Source organism: Mesorhizobium sp. EU05-FHT14A09 (genome assembly GCF_058790995.1).
Window position 1 is genome coordinate 1 of the sequence record NZ_JBYTDF010000016.1, and the last position, 22,599, is coordinate 22,599.

Consider the following 22,599-nt stretch of genomic DNA (forward strand, 5'->3'; position numbering starts at 1 on the left):
GATCTTGTGCAGCGAACCGGGATCGGTCGCATCGGCGATCACACCGGCAATGGTCATGGTGTGGCCATTGGTGTCGACCGTGCCATAGCTCGGGCTGACCTCGAAGCGGTTGGCAAACGTCAGGCCATCCGCTCCAGCCTGGAACACACCAGCGTCGTTCAGCAACACACGGCCACTGCCGACCGCATGGTCGTTGGTCACGATGAGCTTGGTGCTGCCGGGAGCGCCAAAATACCCTACTGTGGTGCCGCCGGTGTAGGTGTTGGCACCGCTCAAGGTCAGCGTGCCGCCGCTCAATGTGATCGAACCGCCGGCAGAACCTTTGAAGCAGTCGCTGCCTGTCGTCCCGCAGTCGCTAATAATTCCGGAGAAGGTGCCGTTCGCATTGGCGATGCCGAGGTTTCTACCGCCGAGATAGACTTGGCCGTTGCCGGTCAGCGACTTGATGCCCGGCCCCGATCCGGTGCTCTGGTCGGAAATATCAAAGACGCCATTGGCGATGACGCCGGAGGAAGCATACAAGCTGCCGTCGCCGGAGAGCTGCAAAGTGCCGCCCTGCTCGATCGTCGTCGAGCCGGTGAACATGTTGATGCCCGAGAACATCTGCTCCGCGCCATTGGCGATCACCAGGTTGCCACCCGTACCGCCGCCGATGCCGCCATCACGGATCGAGCCACCGAACAGGGAACCATTGGTGATGACCAGGGTCTTCGAACCGAGTGCCACGACGCCGCTGCCCGTCGCGCTGAACAGGCCGGCAACACGCGCACCTGCGCTCGTCTGCGAAATATCGAGCGTACCGTTGGACAGAAAGCCGACATAGGCGGAGCTTGCGATCGATCCGTTCCCCTTGAGCGCCAGCGTGGCACCGCCATCGATCTGGGTCGGGCCGGTGTAGGTGTTGATGCCCGACAGGATCTGCGTGCCGCCGGCGATTTCCAGGCCACCGGTGCTCTTGATCGCGCCGGCGAAATCGGTCGAGCCATTGGTGACGACCAATCTGTTACCACCAAGCTCGACCGATCCGGAAGATGTCCCGGCAAGGCTTGTGATCAGAGAGGAAGATCCCGCGCCGGAAATGTCGAAGATGCCGTTCTCGACCGTCACGACGCTGGAGTTTGCAATGCTGCCGCTGCCCTTCAGCGCCAGCGTACCGCCCTTGATCGTGGTGGCACCCGTATAGCTGTTGACGCCTGAAAGGATCAGCGTGCCGCTGCCGAACTTGTCGAGCCCGATGCCGGCGGCGCCGGTGAGTGCCGAAGCGATCTCGGCCGTGGTGTCAACACCGGTGACTGTGATGAAGCTTGCCGAGCTGTTGTTGGCGCTGTCACCGGTGAGCGTCAGGTTGCCGCCGTCAAGCTTGTAGCCATCGCTGGTGAACTGGATGCCTTCGAAGCCGACTGGTCCGCTGACCGTCACCAGTCCGCCGGTGCCGGTGAACACGGCAACCGAGCCACGCCACTGGTCGTTGAAGTTGGCGGCGCCCGGAGCGCCGGTCCAGTTGGTGCCGCCGGCACTCCAGGTGCCGGCGCCACCATCGACAGTGCCGTTGCCGACAGCATCGGCGCTATCCCAGAACTGCACGATCTGGTTGCCGTTCTGGATGAACAGGTTGACCTGATGCGGGATTGCAGTCTGGATGGTGGCGCTGGCCGGCAGGCTCGAATAGCTGCCGAAGACGGAGCCATCGACATTGAACAGCCGGTAGTAGCCGGAGACAGCACCCGGCGTCAGCAAGGTGCCGCCCAGCGTCAGGTTGCCGGTGACATGGACGAGATCGTTGAGCGGACCGCCGACGGTCCCCGGCGCACCGAGTTCGAACAGGCTGGTCGAACCTGCCCCCAGCGTCAGGTCGCCGGCGACCGTCAGCGTGCCCGGACTGTTGCCGGCCGACAGCGTACCGTTGACGACGGTGTTGCCGATCGTGCCGTTGCCGCCGATAGTGGCACCGGCATCGACGGTCACGTTCGACGATGCGATCGAGCCGTTCACCAGCAGCTTGCCGCCACTTACCGTCGTAGCACCCGAATAGGTGCTGGTGCCAGTGAGTGTCAGAGATCCCGCACCGATCTTGGTCAGGCCGCCGCCGCCGGTGATGCCTTGCGAAATGGCGGTGTCGAAAGTGTCGGTATCGATCGTGCCGCCACCGCCGTTGAGAGCGATCTGGCGCGTGGCAGCAAGGTTGAACGACGCTCCCAGCTTCAGCGCACCGCCGTCGAAGGCCAAGGCGCCGGAGGCATCGCCGAAATTGGCGTCCCTCGAAGCCTGCACGACGCCGCCTCCAAACGAGGTGCCACCGGTATAGGTGTTGTCGCCGGAAAGTGTCAGCGTGCCGGTGCCGATCTTGGCCAGAGAGCCACCAGTGCCAGCGGATCCGTCGTTGATCGTCCCACTGACCTCCGTCGACAGATTGTTGGAGCCGACCGTCAGTTTCTTGGAGCCTAGATAATAGGTGCCCGCACCTTCGATCGAACCGACGGTCGTGCCGGCCGAGGTCAGATCTCCAATATGGAAACTGCCGCCATCCTCGATGGCAAAACGCCCGCTGCCACCGCTGCTGGTATCATGGAATTTGATCGAGCCGCCGGAGTTGACCGTGATGGTCGCGTTTTCTGCAGTGCTGTTACCTTTGAACTCCACTGTTCCCCGGGCAGTGATGACAGCGGTGCTTGCAGTGCTGTTGTCTGCAAAAGTCGTGACACCGTCGCTCTCGATCCGCGCTCCGCCGGCCGTGCTACGGTCTTTGAAAGACATGGCCGACATGTTGCGGATATGAGCCCGGTCCGCCGAGCTGTCGCCGGTGAAGTTGACCATCTGCAGGTTGAAGATGTCGGCGCTTGCGGCCTTGGAACTGTCGTTGAAGTTGAGGATGCCGCTGCTGTTGTTGATCTCGGCAGACCCGCCTGTGGCCGTGTCGTAGAAATTCAGCGTGCCGGCATTGATCCTGATGGTATTGCTGCTGCCACCGGCACTTGTGGCGTTACGGAAATTCGTGGTGCCGCTGCTGGTTATGGACAGCGCACTGCTTGCGTCGATGTTGACGATGTCAAAGCTGCCTCCCGCGGCCACGTCGACGGACCCGGTGATCTTGCCCGCAATGGCACCGGCACCTGTCGTGCCAAGCTGCAATGTGCCGCCGTTGACTGTCGTGCCACCACGATGGCTGCTGGTGCCGGTCAGCGTCAGCGTGCCGGTGCCAACCTTGCTAAGTGCCAGGGTCGGAGAGCCAGCAACGTCATCCTGGATCGTGCCGTTGAAGACGGTCGAACTGTTGTCGCGACCGACGGTCAATGTCGCGTCGGAAATTCCGGTGTTGGTCACAACCCCATCGCCGGTCAGCGAGCTGATCTCCTGATTGAACCCGCCGAGATCGATGGTCGCGCCGCCGGCGACACTGAACGCCCCGGTGGACGAAAACGCGTTGGACGCGCCGCCGCGCAGCGCGCCGCTGGAGACCTTTGTCCCCCCGGTATAGGTACTGGTGCCCGAGAGTATAAGCGTGCCATTACCGGCCTTGACCAGCGAACCGCCGGTACCGCTGATCGTTCCGCTGACTTCAGTCGAGAGGTCGTTGGAGCCAACGGTCAACTCGTTGACGCCGAGCAGATAGGAACCACCGCCAGCGATCGAGCCGGCGGTAAGTTTTTTGTCGCCGGCGGTGCCGGCCGAAGCCGAAAAATCGACTGTACCGCTGGTGCCGTTGATGAACTGGGCTGCACCGGCATTGGTGTTGGCCTCGAAGCGCACGGTGCCGTTGTTGCTGATCTTGGCGCTGCCAGCTCCACTGGACCCGAGGAATCCCAAAGTACCGTTGTTGGTGATATCGGCACTATCAGCAGTACTGGTTCCGTAGAAATAGGTCGCGGTATCGTTGGTGATGCGGGCATGGTCGGCTGAACTTGTGTCGTGGAAATTCAGCACGTCGCCAGAATTGTTTATGATGGCATTGCCTGCCCGGCTGCCGTTGAAAAAATCGAGATACTTGCTGTTGGTGATCCTGCTGCCGCCAGCGGTGCTGGTGTCGTGGAACTCCAGAAACTGGCCGTTGGTGATCGTGCTGCCGCCGGCGGTGCTGGTGTTGTGGAAATAGAATTCGCCGGTGTTGTCGATAATGGCACCGCCCGCGCTGGTGCCGTTGTAGAAATTCGTGGTCTTCTTGTTCGTGATCCGGGTGATGTCTGTGGTGTCGGCGTTCACCACGCTGAAGGTGCCATTGTTGACCGTCACCGCGCCCCGGATGGAGCCGGCAGTGCCCGCGATACCGAGCTGCAGTTCACCCGCACCATTCAGGGTGGTTCCGCCGGTATAGGTGTTGTTGCCCGTGAGAATTGTCAGCCCGGGAGGGCCACTCTTGCTCAGGCTGGCGCTGCCGGCAAGCGTCGCGCCGATCGTGCCCGCACCAACGAGGTTGAAAATGCTGGTAGCCTCGATCGTGCCGGTGCCCGAGATGGTGCCCCCGTTGAAGACAAGGCTCCCCACGCTGAGTTTGCGGCCGGCGTCAACGCTCAGTGTGGCCGTACCGGAATTGGTGAACGTGGACACGCCGATCATGTTGCCGCCGGTAAGCGACACCAGGCCGTTGGTGCCCTGGTTGTTGACGGCGCTCTGCAGTACCGTGACGTCACCGCCGAGAACGTTGATCTCACCGCTGTTGTTGACGGGGCCGGACCCCGGGGAAAGGTTCGCTAAACCAGTTGGGCCTTTGAAATTGATAACGCCGCCGGCGTTGTTGTTGATGGCGCCGTCGTTCGACACCGAACCGCCAGCGCCGACATTGATGATCCCGTTGTTGTCGAAGGCATTACCAAGGCCGAGGAGAGCTGCACGGGCAATCAAGTTGATCGTGCCGCCGTTGGTGATCACCCAGGCGGACAACAGGTTTTCATCGTCAACGGTGATCGTGCCCCCGGCATTGTAGAGACTGGAAAAGTCCGTCGCCCAGCCCGCGGCGCCCAGGGTAAGCGTAACACCGCCGTTGATCCGGAGAGCGCCGCTGTAGATGCCGGACATTTCCGTTGTGCCACCGGCCAGTTCGATCGCGCCGTTGATCGAACCTTCGTTGTGGATGCTGTTTGTACCGCCCGTGATGGTAATTGCGTTGACGGTGCCGTCACCACCCTTGATGGTGCCTGTGCTGGTGTTGGTCAGTTTAATGTCGTGACCGACAATGCCTACACCGGCTCGTCCCCTGGGAAGCTGAAATCCCGCACCAAAGCCGCCAGCGCCACCAAGACCTCCAGAGATGGTGCCGGCATTGATGATTGTAGCGCCGAGAGTGCTGTTAACGGTGATGCCATTGCCGCCGCCGCCGCCGTCCGTGATCCTGTCATTGGGGGTGAAGCCATTGCCCATACCACCAGCGCCACCGTTGCCGCCGGTTACCGAGACCCCGTCCAGGATGTTGACTCCGATACCGGCATTGGCGCCGCTCATGTAGAGACCGCTACCACCACCGCCACCGCCACCGCCCCCATTGATGGTCAACGCTCCGCTGGCTCGGGCATGTCCGCCGCCGCCGCCAGTACCGCCTGCTGTATTGCCCGAGACAATTGCCATTGCAGGATCGGTAAGGGAGAGCCCGGCGCCGCCGGCACCACCACCGCCACCGCCGGCACCGCCAGGCCCTCTGCCTGCACCACCGCCGCCACCGGAATCAGAGCCGCCAGCACCACCACCCAGAATGCCACCGCCTCCGGTGCCTCCGGCCCCGCCGCCAGTGCCAGTCACGACACCATTTCCGGACTGGCCGGCACCTCCTCCTGCTCCTGCAGTGGTTGTGGTCGGAGCATCCTGTCCTCTGCCGCCATCTGTACCAGTGCTCTGTGCGAAGGAGGATGTCGTAGCGACCACCAATGCCAAAGGCGCCACCGAGGCAGCCAGCAGCGCCACACGGACGACAACGGACCGGACCGCAAGCCGGTTGGTCTGCGTCAGGCTCTTCTTCTCAGAAATCACGAAAATGCTCCGCATACTTTGGCGGTGGAATTGGAGAGGTGCGGCCAGCGCGTCACGCGCGGCGGATGCCCCCGAAAAAAGTCGGAGGCTGCAACGGCGGGATTTTCCTGGGAGAGACAGGCAAACCAGCGTTCCGATCGGCCGAGTTCGCCCTCCACATCCTTGATTTCAAAATGACTTCCCCGCACAACGAGCCCTGCCCTGAAACGGCATCCCGGACCTTTCATCTCATTGGAAGCGCGGGGCCGTCCTGAAGCGGCGGCGAAGACTTTCTGAAGATTTTCTGATATCTGAACGATACGCGGCACGGCTGCGAAAGATGGAGATGGATGTGCTCCGGTTCGCCGGCTTCGAGCTTGATCAACGACGTGCCGAGTTGCGCGACGCCGGTGGCAGCCCGATAAGGCTGCGGCCGAAATCGTTCGACATGCTGCACCTGTTTGCAGCCAATGCCGGCCGTGTCGTCAGCAAGCAGGAACTGATGGAGGCGATCTGGCCGAACATCCATGTCGGCGAAGACAGCCTGTTCCAATGCATCCGCGAAATCAGGACCGCGCTCGGTGACGAGGAGCGCAGCCTCATCAAGGTCGTTTCCGGTCGCGGTTACCTGTTCGAGGCTGAAGTGACGGGCGCGTCCGCTGATTTCGCCGCACAGAGAGAATCGGAAACGCCTGCCCCGGACGCCGCATCGCAGGATGCCAGGACAACTCCAGTCACCGCTGCGACGCATGCGACACCGCAGGCAGAACGGCGCTTCTTCCGTGGCTTGCGCGGCTGGGCAACGCTTGTCGTCAGTTTTTGCGCAGTGATCGGATTTGCCGTCGCGGCGCCAGCCATCGCACCCAATCTGATTTTTGCGCGTAAGCTGCCCGTGGTGATGGTGATGCCATTCGCCACGACGGGTGACGATGCTGAATCGCTGGCGGTCGCCGGGAACGTGGCGGAGCGCTTGAGCGATGGCTTGGCCAGGGTCGATACGATCCGGGTGGTTTCATCCCGAACAAGGCCCGCGACGGCGTTGCTGGCCGGCGTGTCCGCCACTGTCGCGGATGCCGATTTCCTGGTGAATGGCGAGCTGGAGCGGAACGCCAATGCCTGGACGTTGGAAGCCCGCCTCACCGATACCGCGACCGGTGAAGTGAAATGGTCGACATCAGTATCGGTCAGTTCGGAGAACACCGAACTGAACGTCCAGCAGATAAGGCTCGCGGCCGGTCTCGGTCATGAACTCGCGCTGCGCATCAACGCATCGCTCTATCCCGACACCCGAGGGATCGCGCTCAATACACCTGCCGACAACGCCAAGGTTGTCGTCGAGCAGGCACTCGCTTCGATCAACCAGACGACGCGCGAACGTTTTGCCACCGCACAGGCGATGCTGGAAAACGGGCTGACGGCCGAACCAGACAATGTCGACCTGCAGGTCACGCTTGCCGCACTGCAGACGCGTGGAATCCAGATGGTCTGGTACAATCCCGTCGAGATGACGGCGGCAGAATCGAGAGCCCGATCGCTGCTGGAGCGGGCACTGCAGGCAAAACCACGATATCTGCCCGGTATGGAAGCTTACTGCCGTTTCCTCACCGCCACCAACAACTTCGTCGAAAGCCTGGTCGCCTGCGCCCGTGTGCTGAACCTCGATCCATGGAATGGTGGTGCGCTCTACCAGCTGGGCCTGACGCAGATCCAGCTCGGCCGTACCGAGGACGCGCTTGCCACATTCAGACAGGCAGATGCTTTCGACACTCCTGCGGTCTCTCGCTGGACCTGGAAGATCGGCATTGGCTGGGCACATCTCATGCTCGGCAACAATGACGAGGCCGTGGAGTGGATCAAGAAGTCCATTGCCATCACGCCTGCATCAGGGCGTCCTTATCTGCTGCTGGCCGCGGCGCTGCAGCGCGCCGGCCGCCCCGATGAGGCAAAGGCTGCCTTGGCCAAGGGAATGGCGCTGCGGTTGAATTCGAACGCCATCAACGTGCTGCCACCGGAGCGCAACGCCAGCCCGACTTTTGTCGAAGCCAGCAAGGGCATCGTGCAAACAATGGTCGATGTCGGACTTCCGAAGAACTAGAACAATTCCGGGAAAGTGCGCATCGAAGGCGATCCTGTTTCGCCGGAAATGCTCTAGCCTCGAAGCTTGAGCGCAGGGCCATGACCCTGCGCTCAGATTGGCGACGTCAGCGCGTCGCACCGTTGCGCTTGACGAAGTCGAGCACGACGCGGTTGAAGATTTCCGGACGCTCCCAATAGGCTGAGTGCCCGCATTCCGGAACGACGAACTTCTCTGCGCCGGGGATGCGGCTGTGCTGGATGCGCATCATCGACGGCGGCGTGTAGAGATCGGCATCGCCGGTCATCACCAACACCGGTAGCTTCCAGGCGGCAAGATGGTCCCAGACCACCTTGTTGGCATAGGCCTGCCCTTTCATCTCGCCGATCTTGGCCTTATGCTCCAGCTTGAGCCATGCCGCATGCCCCTGCGGATCCAGATGGCGATAGGACGGGCTGAGCTCCTTGAAATCGCCGGCCAGATCGTCGAACCCTTCCGGGTAGATCAGTTTGTAGATGGCGCGATAGTCATCATTGGTGACGCCGACGATGGTGTTGACGAGCACCAGCGACTGGACCCGGTCCTCATGTGAAACGGTGAAGTCGGTGGCCACCATGCCGCCGGCCGCTGTGCCGACGAGATGCACCTTCTTGAGGCCGAGATGGTCGATCAGCTTGAGCAGATCCTCGGAGCCCACGCCTGGCTTTTCGGGATCACCCAGCTTCGAATTCAGTCTGCCACGGCGGGAATAGCCGATCACGCGGTAACCGGCATCCGAGAACACCGGTTGCTGATAGCCCCAGACAGCACCACTGCCGGTGCCGGCATGCAGCAGAACGATCGCTTCGCCGTCACCGCCCGTGTCGAAATACCAGATCGAATGACCATCGCCGACGTCGAGCAATCCCTCCTTCTGCGCTTTCTGCTTCGGCAAGGGTGTCGGTACGACGCCCGGGTCTTCCTTGCTCTCGGTTGCGGCCACGGCCGCATATGGCTGCATGGCCACCGCTGATGCCGCGGCCCCCAACAAGGCCGCCTTGAAGGCCGTGCGGCGGCTGATGACGCCCCCGGAATTGTCAGACTGCATTTCTCCCTCCTCTGAACGTACCCATCCGTGGCGGCGCTTCAATCCGCTTCGCTGGCTCGGGTCTCTTTCTGAACGGCGCGATGGTCGAAAGATTGGGCTGAATCGTCAAACAACTAATTCGCAAGGCCATGTGACGAAACCTGCTGATGGGACGCCGGCTACCAGGAGCGTGCGGCCAGCAGCCATGCGACCATGGCGGCACCAACACCGGCCGCCCCCAGCACAAGCAGGGTCACCGGCATGCTCACGGCATCCGCCATGCTGCCGAAGGCCAGTGCCCCCAGCGCGTTGCCGCCGATGCTGGCGAAAAGCCAGAGCCCTATCGTGGTGCCGCGATAAGCGTCGGGTGTTTCGATCTGCATGACGGATTGTGCCGCGATCGCGGTGAATGTGCCCGACGCCCCCATCACCGCGGCCAGGCTGAGCGCAACGAACCAGTTCTGAATCAGCCCCATGGCCACCACTGCCGCTGTACCGGCGGCCATCCAGATATAGCTGCGCTGCAATTCTTCCAGATGTTGCGTCTTGCGCTTGCGCAGCGTGATCGAGATTCCAGCGAGCAGCGCGCCGGTGCCAACAGCGGAAAGTATCTGCCCCAACCCGCTTGCGCCGCGCTTGTACATGCCGTCGGCGACCGCCGGTAGCACTTCCAGCAGCCCGCGCGGCACCAGCGCGGTGATGGTGGTGATCGTCATCGCCTGGATCAGCCAGCCGTTCGCCCAGATATGGCGTGATGCTTCGACCAGTTGGCTGGTTATCCCCTCCTGAGGTGCGCTGTCACCTTCCCGTGTCCGTGGTCGAAGAAAGGCCAATGCCGCCAGCATCGGCAAGGTCATCAGGATTGCAGCGGCGATCGTTCCACCGGGATCCGTCTTCTCCAGAAGCAGGCCGCCGACGGCGGGACCGACCAGACGCGCGGCGTTGAAGTTGATGGAGATCAGTGTGATGGCGTTGGAGAGCGCCTCGCGTGAGACGATCAGCGGCACCAGTGTCAGCCGGATCGGCGTGTTGGCGCTCGAGGTAAGGCCGAACAGCAGCGCGAGAACGCTCAGCATCCATATGTCGAGCACGCCAAGCATGAACAGGGCACCAAGTGCCAGCATGAGGATGCCGAGCAGTGCCTGGGTGGTCAGGGCGCCGCGTTTGATGTCGACGCGGTCGGCCAGCACACCGAAGAACGGACCGGCAAACAGAGTCGGTGCAAACAGCAGGAATGAGACGATGCCGACCCAGGCAGCGGATTGCGTCAGCGTCCAGCTGAACCAGCCGATAACGACACGGTTGACCCAGATGCCGGTTACCGAGACGAAATTCGCCGCGAGATAGAGGCGAAAACTTGTGCTGTTGAGTGCGTTGAGGTGCATGACGGTAGTCGCGCGGGCAGCAGGATCGACAACTTGCCGTACGCGAGGTGCTCTGTTGGAATGGCATCGATCGATCGGCGCCAGGAGTTTTCCTGGCGCCGGAGACTGCTTGCGTCAGGCGGCTTCGTAACCGGCGATGCCCTTGATCTCGAGGAAATCCTCCAGACCGTATTCGGCATATTCGCGGCCGTTGCCGGACTGCTTGTAGCCGCCAAACGGCATGGCAGCGTCCCAGGCCGGGTAGTTGATATGGACATTGCCGGTGCGCATGCGGGCCGCAACCTTGCGGGCGGTCTCGATATCCTTCGACTGGATGTAGGAGGCGAGTCCGTAGACCGTGTCGTTGGCCAGTTCGACCGCGTGGTCAACGCTGTCGTAAGGCAGGATCGACAGCACCGGCCCGAAGATCTCCTCTCGCGATATGCGCATATCGGGCGAGACATCCGCAAACACCGTCGGGCGCACGAAATAGCCGCGGTTCAAGCCCGCTGGACGACCCGGGCCACCGGTCAGAAGCGTGGCGCCTTCATCGATGCCGCTCTGGATCAGGTCCTGGATCTTGTCGAACTGGATCTGGCTGACCACCGGCCCGAGATCGATGTCGGGCGCATTGGCCGGTCCCACCGTGAATTTCGCCGCCGCCGCCTTCGCGATGGAGGCGACTTCGTCATGCCGGTCACGCGGCACGAACATGCGGGTCGGCGCGTTGCAGGATTGACCGCTGTTGCCGAAACAGCCGGCGACGCCCTTCTCCACGGCAACCGAAAAATCGACGTCGGGCAGGAGAATGTTCGCCGACTTGCCGCCGAGTTCCTGGCTGACCCGCTTGACCGTATCCGCCGCCGCCTTCGCCACCAGGATGCCGGCACGGGTCGAGCCGGTGAACGACATCATGTCGACGTCGGGGTGATTGGCCAACGCCTGGCCGACAGTCGGGCCATCGCCATTGACGAGATTGAACACGCCCTTGGGCACGCCGGCCTCGTCGAGGATTTCAGCAAAGATGATCGCGTCGAGCGGCGCGACCTCGCTCGGCTTCAGCACCATGGTGCAGCCTACGGCCAGCGCCGGTCCGACCTTGCAGGTGATCTGGTTGAGCGGCCAGTTCCAGGGCGTGATGAGCCCGGCGACACCGATCGGTTCGCGCACCACCATCTGCCGGCCCTTCGCCTGTCGGAACGGATAGTCGCGCAGCACCTCGGCCGTCTTCTTCAGATGCGCAAGGCCGATGCCGACCTGCCATTCCAGCGAGAACTCGCTCGGAGCCCCCATCTCGCGCGAGACGACGAGCGCGAGATCCCGGCTGCGCTTCTTGTAGACGTCGATGATGCGATCCAGGAGATCGAGCCGCTCCGCCACGCTGGTGAAGCCATAGCTCGCAAAGGCCCGTTTCGCGGCCGCCACGGCCTTGTCGACATCCGCCTTCGAGCCGAGCGAAATTTCAGCGAAAGCCTCCTCGCTCGAGGGATCGATGACATCCAGCCGCCTCGGCTCGACCGGATCGACCCAGGCGCCGTCGATGTAGAACTGCAGATCATGAGACATGGTTTCCTCCAGTGCTTGTTCTGCCTCGACCCTGGTCATTCCGGCCAAGGTGAAGCGGGTTATGCCGGCCCGGTTAAATCGAAACGGCCCACGGCGCTGGCCGTCATGGACACGCGACCGGATGGCCCCTCGATCCAGAGGCTGTCGCGCTCCTTGCCGGCACCCGCGCGCGCGGTGAGTTTGTGCCCGACAATGGCAGGCGACACGCCGCGGTAGACGAAACGACGCGGAACACCTGCATCCTCCGTTGCCAGGTTGAGAAGCAATGTCGCCTGGATCGGCGCATGCACGACCAGGCCCTCATAGCCCTCGGTTTCGACGGCATAGGGAAGGTCGTAGTGGATGCGATGCCCGTTGAAGGTGATGGCGGAATATCGAAACAACAGGGTCGGTGACGTCGCCACCGACCAATCTCGGCTCGAGCGCCTTGCTATTTCCACTTCGTCCTGTGCCAGCCGTTCCGCGGTGCGAGACGACTGCCTGGCCGCCTCCCGATAGACGATATCGTGCCGTTCCCTGACGGCAACACCGCGCTCCGTCACATAGTCGCGCTCGACGCCGACGAACCACAATTCGCCTGAGCGTCCATCCTTGCGTGCAATATCGGCGATGGTTGAGACGCGCCGCACGCGATCACCGATACGCAGCGGATCGAAGGTTTCGACCCAGCCACCCGCCCACATGCGGCGCGGCGCCGGTACCGGCGGCAGTTCCCGGTTCTTCATCGGATGACCGTCGGGTCCAAGTTCTCCCATGCGGGCAATCGACGGCGCCAGGCACCAGTGAATGCCGAGCGGGGCGATACCGGAAGGCACGGCGGCAAGATGAGGATCGAACACGGCGCGAAAGCTGTCGACGAGCCGCTCCGTCACGACATCCTCTTCCTCGCTTCTGCGGCCGATCCACTCGGCAAAACTCGTCATGCCACTGCCTCCGCGGCCCACCATTGGGCCGCCCAAAATCCTGCGCTCCCGCCGGCATGGCCGGAACGTTGTCGCCTGCTTTTGTTGTTCGGCTGGCGGTCAGCCGAACATCCTGGAACGAGATGTCTTAGAACGAGATGCCACCGCCATTGGACCGACGCTGCACCAGGAAATAGAAGATCATCGCTACGATGCTCATCATTGCCGACCACAGCAGGCCGAGTGCCGCGACCTCGCTGAACTGTCCGTTGATGGCCTGGTCGAAGATCGCCACCGCGATGGTCTTGGTGTCGGGTCCAGCCAGGATGATCGCCGTAGACAGGTCGCGCGATGCATTGAGGAACACGAACAGCCAACCGGCGACGATCGAAGGCATCAGCAGTGGCACGACGATGCGGCGCAGCATGCCGAGCGGCGTCGCTCCACAGACACCGGCCGATTCCTCCAGCTCCTTGTGGAGTTGCAGTGAGCCGGTGAAGGTGTAGCGCATGCCGAACGGCAGGTAGTGCACGACGAAGGCGATGACGACAATGGTCAGAGTCGAATAGAGCGGGATCGGCGAACGCAGCGCCAGATCCATCATCGCCACGCTGAGCACGATCGACGGGATCAGCATGGGCAGCGCGATCATCTGGTCGAGCGCCGTGTGATAGACCCGCCGCCTGGCCACCAGCCAGCCGCAGATGACCATCAGCAGCATCGTGACCGTGGCAGCCGACGCCGACACGATCAGCGTGTTGGTGACAAGTTCCAGGTAACGGTCGTCGGTCAGCACCAAAGCGAAGTTGTCGCCCGTCAGCGACGAAAACGCCGACCAGCGCACCGGGCGGATGAACGGCGTGACAGCGACCCAGAGCAGCATCAGCAGCGGCAGCACCAGCACGATCAGCACATTGAGCAGGACGATGCCGCCACACACCCAGCGCGCCCAGCCCAAGGCCAGCGGTCGGGGCTTGTAGCCCTTTCCGGTCACGGTCGCGAAACGCGACGCATTCATCGCGAGGCGGCTGTAGAGATAGAGCAGCCCGGCGACGACGATGGTCAAAGCGACAGAGAAAGCGCTGGCGTAGCCGATCTGCGGCGGCACGGTGCGGATGCTGTCATAGATGTCGGTCGTCAGCAGCTTGATGCCGGCACCGGTACCGACCAGCTTCGGGATGTCGAAAGCCTGCAACGAGCGGATGAAGATGAACAGCGCTGCCGCGAAGGCGGCTGGCGCGGCAAGCGGAATGGAGACCCTGCGCATCATCTCGAAGACATTGGCGCCGCTCATCCGGGCTGCCTCCTCGAGCTCGGCGTTGGCCATGCGGAAGCTTGCGGCAAAGAGCAGGAAGGTCAGCGGAATCCAGCCGAAGCCCTCGATGATGACCATGCCCGTCATGGAATTGACATTGAACAGCAGACCACTGCCGCCGGCCAGCCTGTAGAGGTCGTTCAAGGGCCCAGTCGGTCCGAGGAAGAACAGCCATGCCGGTACATAGATGACGCCGGGAATGCTCAGCGATACGACCGTCATCAGATAGGCGAGATCGCGAAACGGCGCATTGGTGCGCTCGACGATCCAGGCCAGCGAACCGCCCATCAGGATGGCCAGCACGGTCGACAGCAAGGCGAAGATAACGGAATTGATCGTGCTCTGCAGGAAATGCCCGTTGGCCGCGAGGCGCGCGAAATTCTCCAGCGTGAAAGCGCCGGACGAACCATCGGGCATGATCTCGAACAGGCTGTTGCGCACAAGCGCGATGAAAGGCGGCAGGACGAGACATCCGACAATGACCACCATCACCAGCGACAGCAGCCAGAGCGGATCGCGGTAACGCCGCCCGGCCCCGGAAATCCGGGGCCGAGCGTCCTGGGAGGAACCATCAATGATGGCCGTCATTTGAACAGCTCGTCATAGATCTTGAGCCAGGTCTTGAGCGGCTCGGCTTCCTGCGAGGCAACCTCAGGCGACAGCAAGGTGAACTTGAAATTGCCGGTCTTGGGGCTGATCGCGGGGATCTTGGCCTGCACGTTCGGATGGCCGGGCGGATAGTTGGCTTCGCGGATGATCTGCGCGCCGTCCTCGGAGAACAGATATTCAAGGAAGAGCTTGGCGGCATTCGGATGCGGCGCGTTCTTGACGATGGCGATGGCGCCGAGATTGGCGACCAGCGGCTCCATCTTCACCCAGCCGATCGGCGCACCCTTCGCCTTGCTGATCTCCGCATGATGGTTGTAGGTCATCACGCCGATCTCGTACTGACCGGAGATCACCTTGTCGATCGCGACACGCTGGCTGCCCGGGTCACGGGCGATCTGCTGCTGGGAAAGCTTGCGCAGATAGTCCATGCCCTTCTCTTCGCCCATCGTCTGCAGGATGTTGCCGATGAAGCCGGGAGGACCCGAAACGCCGCGCGTATCGGTCCACACCATCTTGCCCTTCCATTTCGGATCGAGCAGGTCTTCGTAGGTCTTCGGCGCCTGGTCGGCCGGAACGAGATCGGTGTTGTAGGTCGTGGTCAGGAACAGCGTGTAGATGCCCGAATAGAGTTTGGACGCCGGCTTGAACATCGGGTCGTAGTCAGCAAGCGCCAGCGGCTGGTACGGCTCGATCAGATTGGCGGCACTGAGCGGAGCGATCGCGGTGCCGGGCGTATCGAAGAGATCGGCTTCCATCTTGCCGACACGCGCCTGGCTGGTCAGCTTCAGCACGGTATCGGCATCGCCGGTCGTGGCATACTTGACCTCGATGCCGTATTTCTTCTGGAAACCCTCGGCCAGCGGGCGCACGACCTGCGGAACGATCAGGCCCGTGTACCAGACCATCTGGCCCTCGGCCTTGGCGGCATCGATGAGTTCCTTTGACGGATCGGCAAAAGCCGGAGCACCTGCCAGCGACAGCGCCAGCGTGGCTCCGACCAGCCTCAAAAGAGTGCGGCGGGTATTGTTCAAAGAGTCCTCCCTTGTGTGTCCGGCTTGTTTGGCAAGCCGCGTGGCTTGGTTGCTGCCAAGTCTCACTGATGGTGCATGTTGCTTGCCGGGCCCCTCAATCGTCAAACGACTAAAAAGACCGCATCCGTGAGGAATCCTCAACTAGAAGCCCGGCCCGACGATGCCGATGCCCGCGCCGACTCTGCAGAGCCAGGCACGAAACCGATGTCATGCAGAAACGTCGCGATCGTTGCCGCGACGAGATCCGGCGTCTCGATCGCCATCACATGGCCCGTGTCCAGAACCAGCGATTGCGCTTCAGGAATCCGGGCCGCGATCTCCGCGACATGGACCGGCGGCCTGAAGCTATCGCGCGATCCCGCCGCCACCAATGTCGGACAGGACAGGCTCGCAAGATCGGCCGCCAGATCGAGGCCGATCAGCATGCGCCATGTTGCAGCGGAGCTTGCCGGATCGGGCAGCGGCGCACCATTGCTCGCCAGCGCCTGCGTCCCCTCCCGTGCGCTCTTCTCCAGCAGTTCGATCTTCTCGATCGTTGCGGCATAATTGCCAGGAATAAGACCGGTCGAGGGGGCAAGAAGTACGAGTGCCGCCACGCGCGGCGGCCATTTTGCGGCAAACCGTATCGCCACGGACGCCCCCAATGCCGCACCGACAAGGACGACCGGTCCAGGGATTTCCAACCCGTCGAGAATGCCGGCAAGGTCGGCAGCCGGCGTATCCAGGCTCAGCGATCCGGCGATCCGGTCAGACTGCCCGGCGCCGCGCTGGTCATAGCGAAGGATGCTCCAGCGCTCGCCGAGGTCCGCCGTTATCCCGTCAAAACTCTCGAGTCGGCCGCCCATTTCATGCACCAGGACAAGCGTGCCCGCATCGCGCTGCCGATGCTCATAACGAAAGCGCGCGCCATTGGCCTCGATCCACTGCATTCCCACCCCTGCTCCTCCTGCAACCGGTCTTTGCGACAGGGCACGGCATGCTGCCCATACCGTCAACCGATAGAAACTGACCAACCGTTGAGTTCTTTTAAGCCAGGGCCGCTTTGCTATGGGCGCCACCACTTGGATGAGAATAGCTCAACAAACGTTACGCTTAAGTCGGTTGACGGACCAAGGCCCATCCAAGAACTGTGGCAGCAGTTGTCCGTCCCTTGGGCAACATGAACGACAGTGCAGAAAAGCAGAATGCGGCGGTGTGCGAATGCCGCGGGCGTGGAGGCGTGATGAGACTTGCCGGCATGGCTGCCAAGACAGCTTCGGTGATCGGTATTGGCCAAACAGACTGGCCGGCGGATCACGCCCGGGTCAGAGCAGGCCAGAAGCCGCATGATTCTTATGGCTACGCAGCCGAGGCCTTTGTCGCTGCCCTTGCGGACGCAGGCATATCCCGGGCGGATGTCGATGGCCTGATCGTCGGGCCGACGGTTGCCTATGAGCGCGTTGGCGAGTTGCTGGGGCTGGATGTCCGCTGGGGCGGCCAGGCCGATGCGATGCTTGCCGTTCTCGAAGCTTGCATGGCTATCCACGCCGGCCAGGCCGAAGTCGTCGCCCTCGTCTACGGCAATGACCAGCGTTCGGCCGCGGTGAATTACGGCGGCGCCGACGCACAGGGTGGTTCGGCCTTCCTGTCCTACATTTACCACGCCCCATGGGGCTTCACCTCACAAGGTGCGCTCTACGCTTTGATGGCGCGGCGCTACATGCAGGAGCGCGGCATGAGCGAGGCGGAACTCGCCGAAGTCGCCGTCGCGCAGAGACTGGCCGCGTCACGCAATCCGCAGGCGCTGATGCGCAAGCCGATCACCGTCGAGGACTATCTCGCTTCGCCCTACATCTGCGAGCCGCTGCACCTGTTCGACTATTGCCTGATCAACGACGGCGGCGTCGCCCTGATCATCGCAGAAGCCGGCAAGGCCAGGCGCATCGGCCGTGCCCCCGTGCCGATCCACGGCATCGGGCGCCACGATCTCAACTCCGGCGCCACCAGCCTCGAGCCCCGCCTGACCGACTTCTATCAACCGGCGCAGCAGGCCGTCGGCGAACAGGTGTTTTCGATGGCCTCGCTCGGCCCCTCGGACATGGATGCGCTGCAGATCTACGACAGTTTTTCGCTGCACATCCCATTGGCGCTGGAAGGCTACGGCTACTGCCGGACCGGAGAAGTCGGCAAATTCATGCGCGAGCATGGCATTTCGCTAGCCAAAGGCCTGCCGGTGAACACTGGCGGGGGGCATCTGTCGGAAAGCTACATGCAGGGCTGGAACCACCAGATCGAAGCGGTGCGGCAACTGCGCGGCGAGGCCGGCGAGCGGCAAGTGCCTGACTGTCGCCACGTCCACTACAGCTCCGACGTTGCCGGCAAGGCCGTCTCGATCATCTACGGACACTGAGCCATGGCAAACTCCCAACGCGTCCTGTCGCTTTACGACCTGCCCCTATGGGACAGTATGGAACGCCAGAAAATGGCATTGCCGAGATGTGCACATTGCGAGCGTTTCCGCTATCCGCCGGGACCGATCTGCGCCGAATGCAACTCGATGGACTACGAGTGGACCGAAATCTCCGGCGAAGGCACCATCCTGTCGTGGGTGGTCTTTCACCGGCAATATTTCGAGGACTTTCCGCAGCCTTACAATGTCATTGCCGTGCGGCTGGCCGAGGGGCCTATCGTCGTTTCCAATCTTGTGGGCGAGGAGCCACAAGGAAGCTGGATCGACAGGCCGGTATCGATAACCTACCGGCGTCATCTCGACAGAACCCAGCACGCTTTCACGCTGAAAGCGGCGGACACCAACAGCTGACCCGAGGATAAGATGCGCGAAAACGAAGTACTCGTCGTAACCAAACACGGCCGGATGCCGACTTTCACGGTCCGTCCTGAAGGCGACGGCCCCTACCCCGTCGTCATCCTCTATATGGATGCACCCGGCATTCGCGAGGAGTTGCGGGACATGGCCCGGCGCATCGCGGCCCAAGGCTACTACTGCGCCCTGCCCGATCTCTACTATCGCCTGGGGACGGTGCGTTTCGACCTGCCGCGCCGGGACGATCGCATGTCGGCCGTCGTCGGCGCGTGCCTGCGCAGCATCGACAACGACACCGTAAACGAGGACACCGCCGGCCTGTTCGGCTATCTCGACGGTGAAGCGGACGCCAGGAGCGACAGGGTTTCCTGCGTCGGCTTCTGCATGAGCGGACGTTACGTGGTGTCGCTGTCGGCCTATTTCGGCGATCGTTTCGCATCGGCCGCTTCCCTCTACGGCGTCGGTCTCTTCACCGAAGACGACGGCTCTCCGCACAAGCTGATGTCGCAGGTGAAAGGCGAACTCTATTTCGGCTTCGCCGAGACCGACACGGCGACGCCGCCGGAAACGATTGCCGCGATCGAACAGGCGATCAAGGCAACAGGCGGCAATCACGAAAGCGAAATTCACCCTGACAGCCGCCATGGCTATTGCTTCACCGCCGGACGCGCCTACCAGCCTCAGGCAGCAGAAGCCACCTGGGCAAAGATGTTCAAGCTGTGGGAACGCACCCTGAAATGAAGCCTGCACGTCCCTATGAAGGGTTGACGGTCGTCGAGGCCGTCGGCGGCCCGCCTGGCAGCGCGCTTCGGCTCGCGGCTGCGATGGCCGGGCGCATCTTCGCCGACCTCGGCGCGACGGTGATCCAGGTCGAAGATCATGCCCCTGCCGACAAGGCGACATCCGCCATCCCGGATGCCCTGCGGCGATTCCTTTCAGCAGGGAAGTCGGTGGTCGATTGCAACCTTGACGATGCATTTCTGACCGGCATCCTGCGCAAGGCCGATGTCGCCATCCTCGACCATCGGGTCCATGGCTCGATCCCCGCCAATGATCTGCCGAACAAGATCGCATTGCTTTCGCTTTTCGGCGGCAGAAATGCCGAAACCGACATCACGGCAACCGAATTCACGGTTGCGGCACTGGGCGGCTTCCTGAACATGGTGGGCGACGCCGATCGCCAGCCCTTGAAACTGGTTGGTCACCAGGAAGCCTATGCGCTCGCCCTCGCCGCCTTCTGCGGTCTCTCCGCTTCCCTCGCCAGGGAACCAGGCTCGGACAGTGCGGCGACGATACGCGCCAGCCTGCTGGACATCGTCGTCTGGCTGAATTGGAAGGCCGTTCCGCTGGAACCGGATGCACCAACGCCACCGGGGCGCTCCGGTGCGTCGGCCGAATGGCGCATCGTGCGTTGTGCCGACGGCTGGATCGCGCTGGTCTACCAGGAGCCGGACTGGCCGCATCTGTGCACAATGGTCAAGGATGAGCGGATCCGCCAGGACAAGTTCGCCACACGCCAGGGGCGCCTGGAGAACGCCGTCGAGCTCGCCCAGGTCATCGAGCACGCATTCCTTTCGCGCACGCGCCGGCAGTTGCATGAAGAAGCGCTGTCGTTCCGCCTCCCGCTCGGCCCGGTATGGGCCCCCGAAGAGGCGCTGGGCGATCCACACAATGCAGCGCGCGCACTGTTCGAGGAATTGCCTCATCCGTCCCAGGCGCAAGGCCCGATTTTTGCGCCGCGCCTGCCGGTGCTGTGGAACGGTTCTGCATTTTCCAACACGATCGGAGCCATGCCGGTCGCAACAGCGGTCGGCATATCGTGAGTGTACTTAAAGGCTGCCGTGTCCTCGACCTCGGCATCATCACCGCTGGTGCGGCGACATCTGCGATCCTGGCCGACCTCGGCGCCGAGGTTATCAAGATCGAATCCCCGACCTACCGCGATCCTTTCCGGTTGTGGCCAACCGGTGAAGCCAAGGCCGACGACGACATGCCACCACTGTTTCGGGCCACCAATCGCAACAAGCAGGCGATCAGCATAGACCTCAAGCAGCCCGCTGGCCGCGAGGTCATGCTGCGGCTCGTGGCTTGCAGCGATGTGGTGGTCGAAAACTTCCGTCGCGGCGTGCTGCCGAAGCTCGGGCTTTCATTCGAGGCGCTGCGCGCCGTCAACGACCGCATCATCCTCGCCTCGGTTTCCAGCCAGGGCGAGACCGGGCCGGACGCGAGTCATGTTTCCTACGGCTCGACGCTCGAAGCGGTGGCAGGGTTTGCCTGGGGAACCGGCTATCAGGACGATGCGCCGGTGATCAGCGGGCGGGACGTGAATTATCCGGACCAGGTGGCAGCGATCTTTGCCGCCAGCATGATCACCACAGCTCTACGCTCGATCCACCAGGGTGGCCCTGGCGTGCATCTCGATCTGTCGCAGCGCGACCTGACATCCTTCCTCATCGGCGAGACTTTCGTTGCCGCCTCGATGGGAGAAGAAACCCGCCGCGGCGGAAACGCGCAGGAGCCGTTCCTGCTGCAGGACTGCTTCCAGGCTGCGGACGGGGCGTGGATCGCCATCTCGGTCCGTGCTGCCGATCTCGATGCCTTGAGCACATTGCTTGGCCGAAACATCAAGTTGGACGATACCGCACTGCGAAGCGCGCTGGTCGCTCATGTCGCGGCGCTGGACAGCGAAACGGCAACTCGATCATTTCAGGAAATCGGGCTGGCGGCAGCGCCATCCCAGGACGGCGCCGGCATGCTGAAACTCGAAGGCGAAAGCTGGTCGCATGCCATCCAGTGCTTCGACGGCAAACGTGTGAAAGGCTTTCCGTTCCAGATCGACGAAGCGCCGCTGTCGATCGAGCGCCCTGCCCCCGGCATCGGCGCCAACACCGCAGCGATCCTGAGCGAGATCGCCGGCTACAGCGCCGAAGAAATCGCAACGCTGGCGAAGGCCGGTGTCATTGAGCTTGGTTCGGCTTGAGAGCCAGCACCGCAGGTCCCTGCGACTCCGCCAGCCAGGCCTCGAACTCGACCACCTGCTCCATGATCCAGTCGCGGAATTCCATCAACCGGGAATCGTTCTCCGACTGCTTGGCATAGGTCAGGTAATAGGCATTGCCGTTGTCGTGGACGAAGTCGAACGGGGCGACAAGACGGCCGGCGACGAGATCGCCGGCAATCAGCGAGATCTGGCCGATAGCAATGCCGATGCCTTCGATGGCCGCCTGATAGGCAAGGCTTGAGCTTTCGAAATGCAGGCCCCGCTGGTCGTCGATATCGTGCCCTCCGGCGGCGTCAAGCCAGTCGCGCCAGTCGTCCGGCCGGGCCATCGAGCACAACAGCGTCGCTTCGTTCAGCTTTTCGACCGCCATCGTCCCGCCCATCGAGGACAGGTAAGCCTGGCTGCAGACCGGCACCAGCGCACTGTCGGCCAGCCTGTGCGCAATCAGGTCGGGCCAGTCGCCCTTGCCCATCTGGATCACCACGTCGGCATCGCCGAGATGGAGCAGGTTGGCCGGCATCGGCAGAAGAGTGGTCGTAAGCTGGATCTGGCGCGTCGGATAAAGCCGGTGGAACAGCGGCAGGCGCGGCATCAGCCAGCGCAGCGTGAACGTCATCGGGCAATGGATGCGCAGCGAACGTGCCCGGTGCGCCGACATCAGCCGCTTGGTCGCCCGGTTGATCTGTTCGAACGCATCGCCGAGCGCGATCGAATATTCTCGCGCCTCATCGGGTATCCGAAGATCACGGCTGGTGCGCTCGAACAGTTCAAGGCCGAGCACGTCTTCGAGCAGTTTGATCTGCCGGCTGATGGCGCCAGGCGTTACAAAAAGCTCTTCGGCGGCCTTGGTAAAGCTGACGTGACGGCCTGCGGCTTCGAAGGCGCGCAGTGCGTTGAGGGGAGGAAGACGTTTCGACATGCTCATCCTTGAGAA

At 62.6% G+C, this 22,599-nt stretch carries 15 protein-coding genes; 6 read left to right on the forward strand and 9 right to left on the reverse strand.

Annotated elements, in window-relative coordinates:
* Nucleotides 1-5,955: beta strand repeat-containing protein (locus AC3WTO_RS30330; RefSeq protein ID WP_492464908.1), on the reverse strand; the 5,955-nt coding region annotated here is incomplete at its 3' end.
* 325 nt (nucleotides 5,956-6,280) lie between these two features.
* Between AC3WTO_RS30330 and AC3WTO_RS30335 the strand changes: the two genes are divergently transcribed.
* Entirely contained in the window at nucleotides 6,281-8,029 is a 1,749-nt protein-coding gene (locus AC3WTO_RS30335; RefSeq protein WP_492464909.1) for a winged helix-turn-helix domain-containing protein, read from the forward strand.
* Between the two features lie 106 nt (nucleotides 8,030-8,135).
* On the opposite strand, the gene AC3WTO_RS30340 is transcribed toward AC3WTO_RS30335, so the two are convergent.
* From AC3WTO_RS30340 to AC3WTO_RS30370, 7 genes are all read right to left on the reverse strand, one after another.
* Nucleotides 8,136-9,095: an alpha/beta fold hydrolase gene (locus tag AC3WTO_RS30340; RefSeq protein ID WP_492464910.1), complete on the reverse strand. Its 960-nt coding sequence runs from the start codon at nucleotides 9,093-9,095 to the stop codon at nucleotides 8,136-8,138.
* Nucleotides 9,096-9,253: 158 nt separating this feature from the next.
* Nucleotides 9,254-10,459, reverse strand: a complete 1,206-nt coding sequence (locus AC3WTO_RS30345) for an MFS transporter (RefSeq protein WP_492464911.1) — start codon at nucleotides 10,457-10,459, stop codon at nucleotides 9,254-9,256.
* 114 nt (nucleotides 10,460-10,573) lie between these two features.
* Nucleotides 10,574-12,004 (reverse strand): aldehyde dehydrogenase family protein, encoded by a 1,431-nt coding sequence (locus AC3WTO_RS30350; RefSeq protein ID WP_492464912.1) that lies wholly within the window; start codon nucleotides 12,002-12,004, stop codon nucleotides 10,574-10,576.
* A gap of 59 nt (nucleotides 12,005-12,063) precedes the next feature.
* Nucleotides 12,064-12,927, reverse strand: a complete 864-nt coding sequence (locus AC3WTO_RS30355; RefSeq protein WP_492464913.1) for an HTD2 family dehydratase — start codon at nucleotides 12,925-12,927, stop codon at nucleotides 12,064-12,066.
* A gap of 127 nt (nucleotides 12,928-13,054) precedes the next feature.
* A complete protein-coding gene (locus AC3WTO_RS30360; protein WP_492464914.1) occupies nucleotides 13,055-14,809 on the reverse strand; it encodes an ABC transporter permease in 1,755 nt (584 codons plus the stop codon).
* Entirely contained in the window at nucleotides 14,806-15,861 is a 1,056-nt protein-coding gene (locus tag AC3WTO_RS30365; protein WP_492464915.1) for an ABC transporter substrate-binding protein, read from the reverse strand. Before AC3WTO_RS30365 ends, AC3WTO_RS30360 begins: the two co-directional genes overlap by 4 nt.
* A 137-nt stretch (nucleotides 15,862-15,998) precedes the next feature.
* A complete protein-coding gene (locus AC3WTO_RS30370; RefSeq protein ID WP_492464916.1) occupies nucleotides 15,999-16,790 on the reverse strand; it encodes an alpha/beta fold hydrolase in 792 nt (263 codons plus the stop codon).
* Between the two features lie 293 nt (nucleotides 16,791-17,083).
* Between AC3WTO_RS30370 and AC3WTO_RS30375 the strand changes: the two genes are divergently transcribed.
* The 5 genes from AC3WTO_RS30375 to AC3WTO_RS30395 are packed head-to-tail and all read left to right on the forward strand — an operon-like array spanning nucleotide 17,084 to nucleotide 21,644.
* Nucleotides 17,084-18,250, forward strand: a complete 1,167-nt coding sequence (locus AC3WTO_RS30375; protein ID WP_492464917.1) for a thiolase family protein — start codon at nucleotides 17,084-17,086, stop codon at nucleotides 18,248-18,250.
* A 3-nt stretch (nucleotides 18,251-18,253) separates the two neighbouring features.
* Nucleotides 18,254-18,661: a Zn-ribbon domain-containing OB-fold protein gene (locus tag AC3WTO_RS30380; RefSeq protein ID WP_492464918.1), complete on the forward strand. Its 408-nt coding sequence runs from the start codon at nucleotides 18,254-18,256 to the stop codon at nucleotides 18,659-18,661.
* Nucleotides 18,662-18,673: 12 nt separating this feature from the next.
* Nucleotides 18,674-19,405 (forward strand): dienelactone hydrolase family protein, encoded by a 732-nt coding sequence (locus AC3WTO_RS30385; RefSeq protein WP_492464919.1) that lies wholly within the window; start codon nucleotides 18,674-18,676, stop codon nucleotides 19,403-19,405.
* Nucleotides 19,402-20,487 carry a CoA transferase gene (locus AC3WTO_RS30390; RefSeq protein WP_492464920.1) on the forward strand — a complete coding sequence of 362 codons (1,086 nt, stop codon included), beginning with the start codon at nucleotides 19,402-19,404 and terminating at the stop codon, nucleotides 20,485-20,487. The genes AC3WTO_RS30385 and AC3WTO_RS30390 overlap by 4 nt, the downstream gene beginning before the upstream one ends.
* Nucleotides 20,484-21,644, forward strand: coding sequence for a CaiB/BaiF CoA transferase family protein (locus AC3WTO_RS30395; RefSeq protein WP_492464921.1), 1,161 nt, complete (start codon nucleotides 20,484-20,486; stop codon nucleotides 21,642-21,644). Before AC3WTO_RS30390 ends, AC3WTO_RS30395 begins: the two co-directional genes overlap by 4 nt.
* On the opposite strand, the gene gcvA is transcribed toward AC3WTO_RS30395, so the two are convergent.
* On the reverse strand, nucleotides 21,622-22,584 hold the full coding sequence (gene gcvA / locus AC3WTO_RS30400) for a transcriptional regulator GcvA (RefSeq protein WP_165358202.1): 963 nt from the start codon (nucleotides 22,582-22,584) through the stop codon (nucleotides 21,622-21,624). The two genes, AC3WTO_RS30395 and gcvA, sit on opposite strands and share 23 nt — an antisense overlap.
* Nucleotides 22,585-22,599 lie beyond the last annotated feature (15 nt).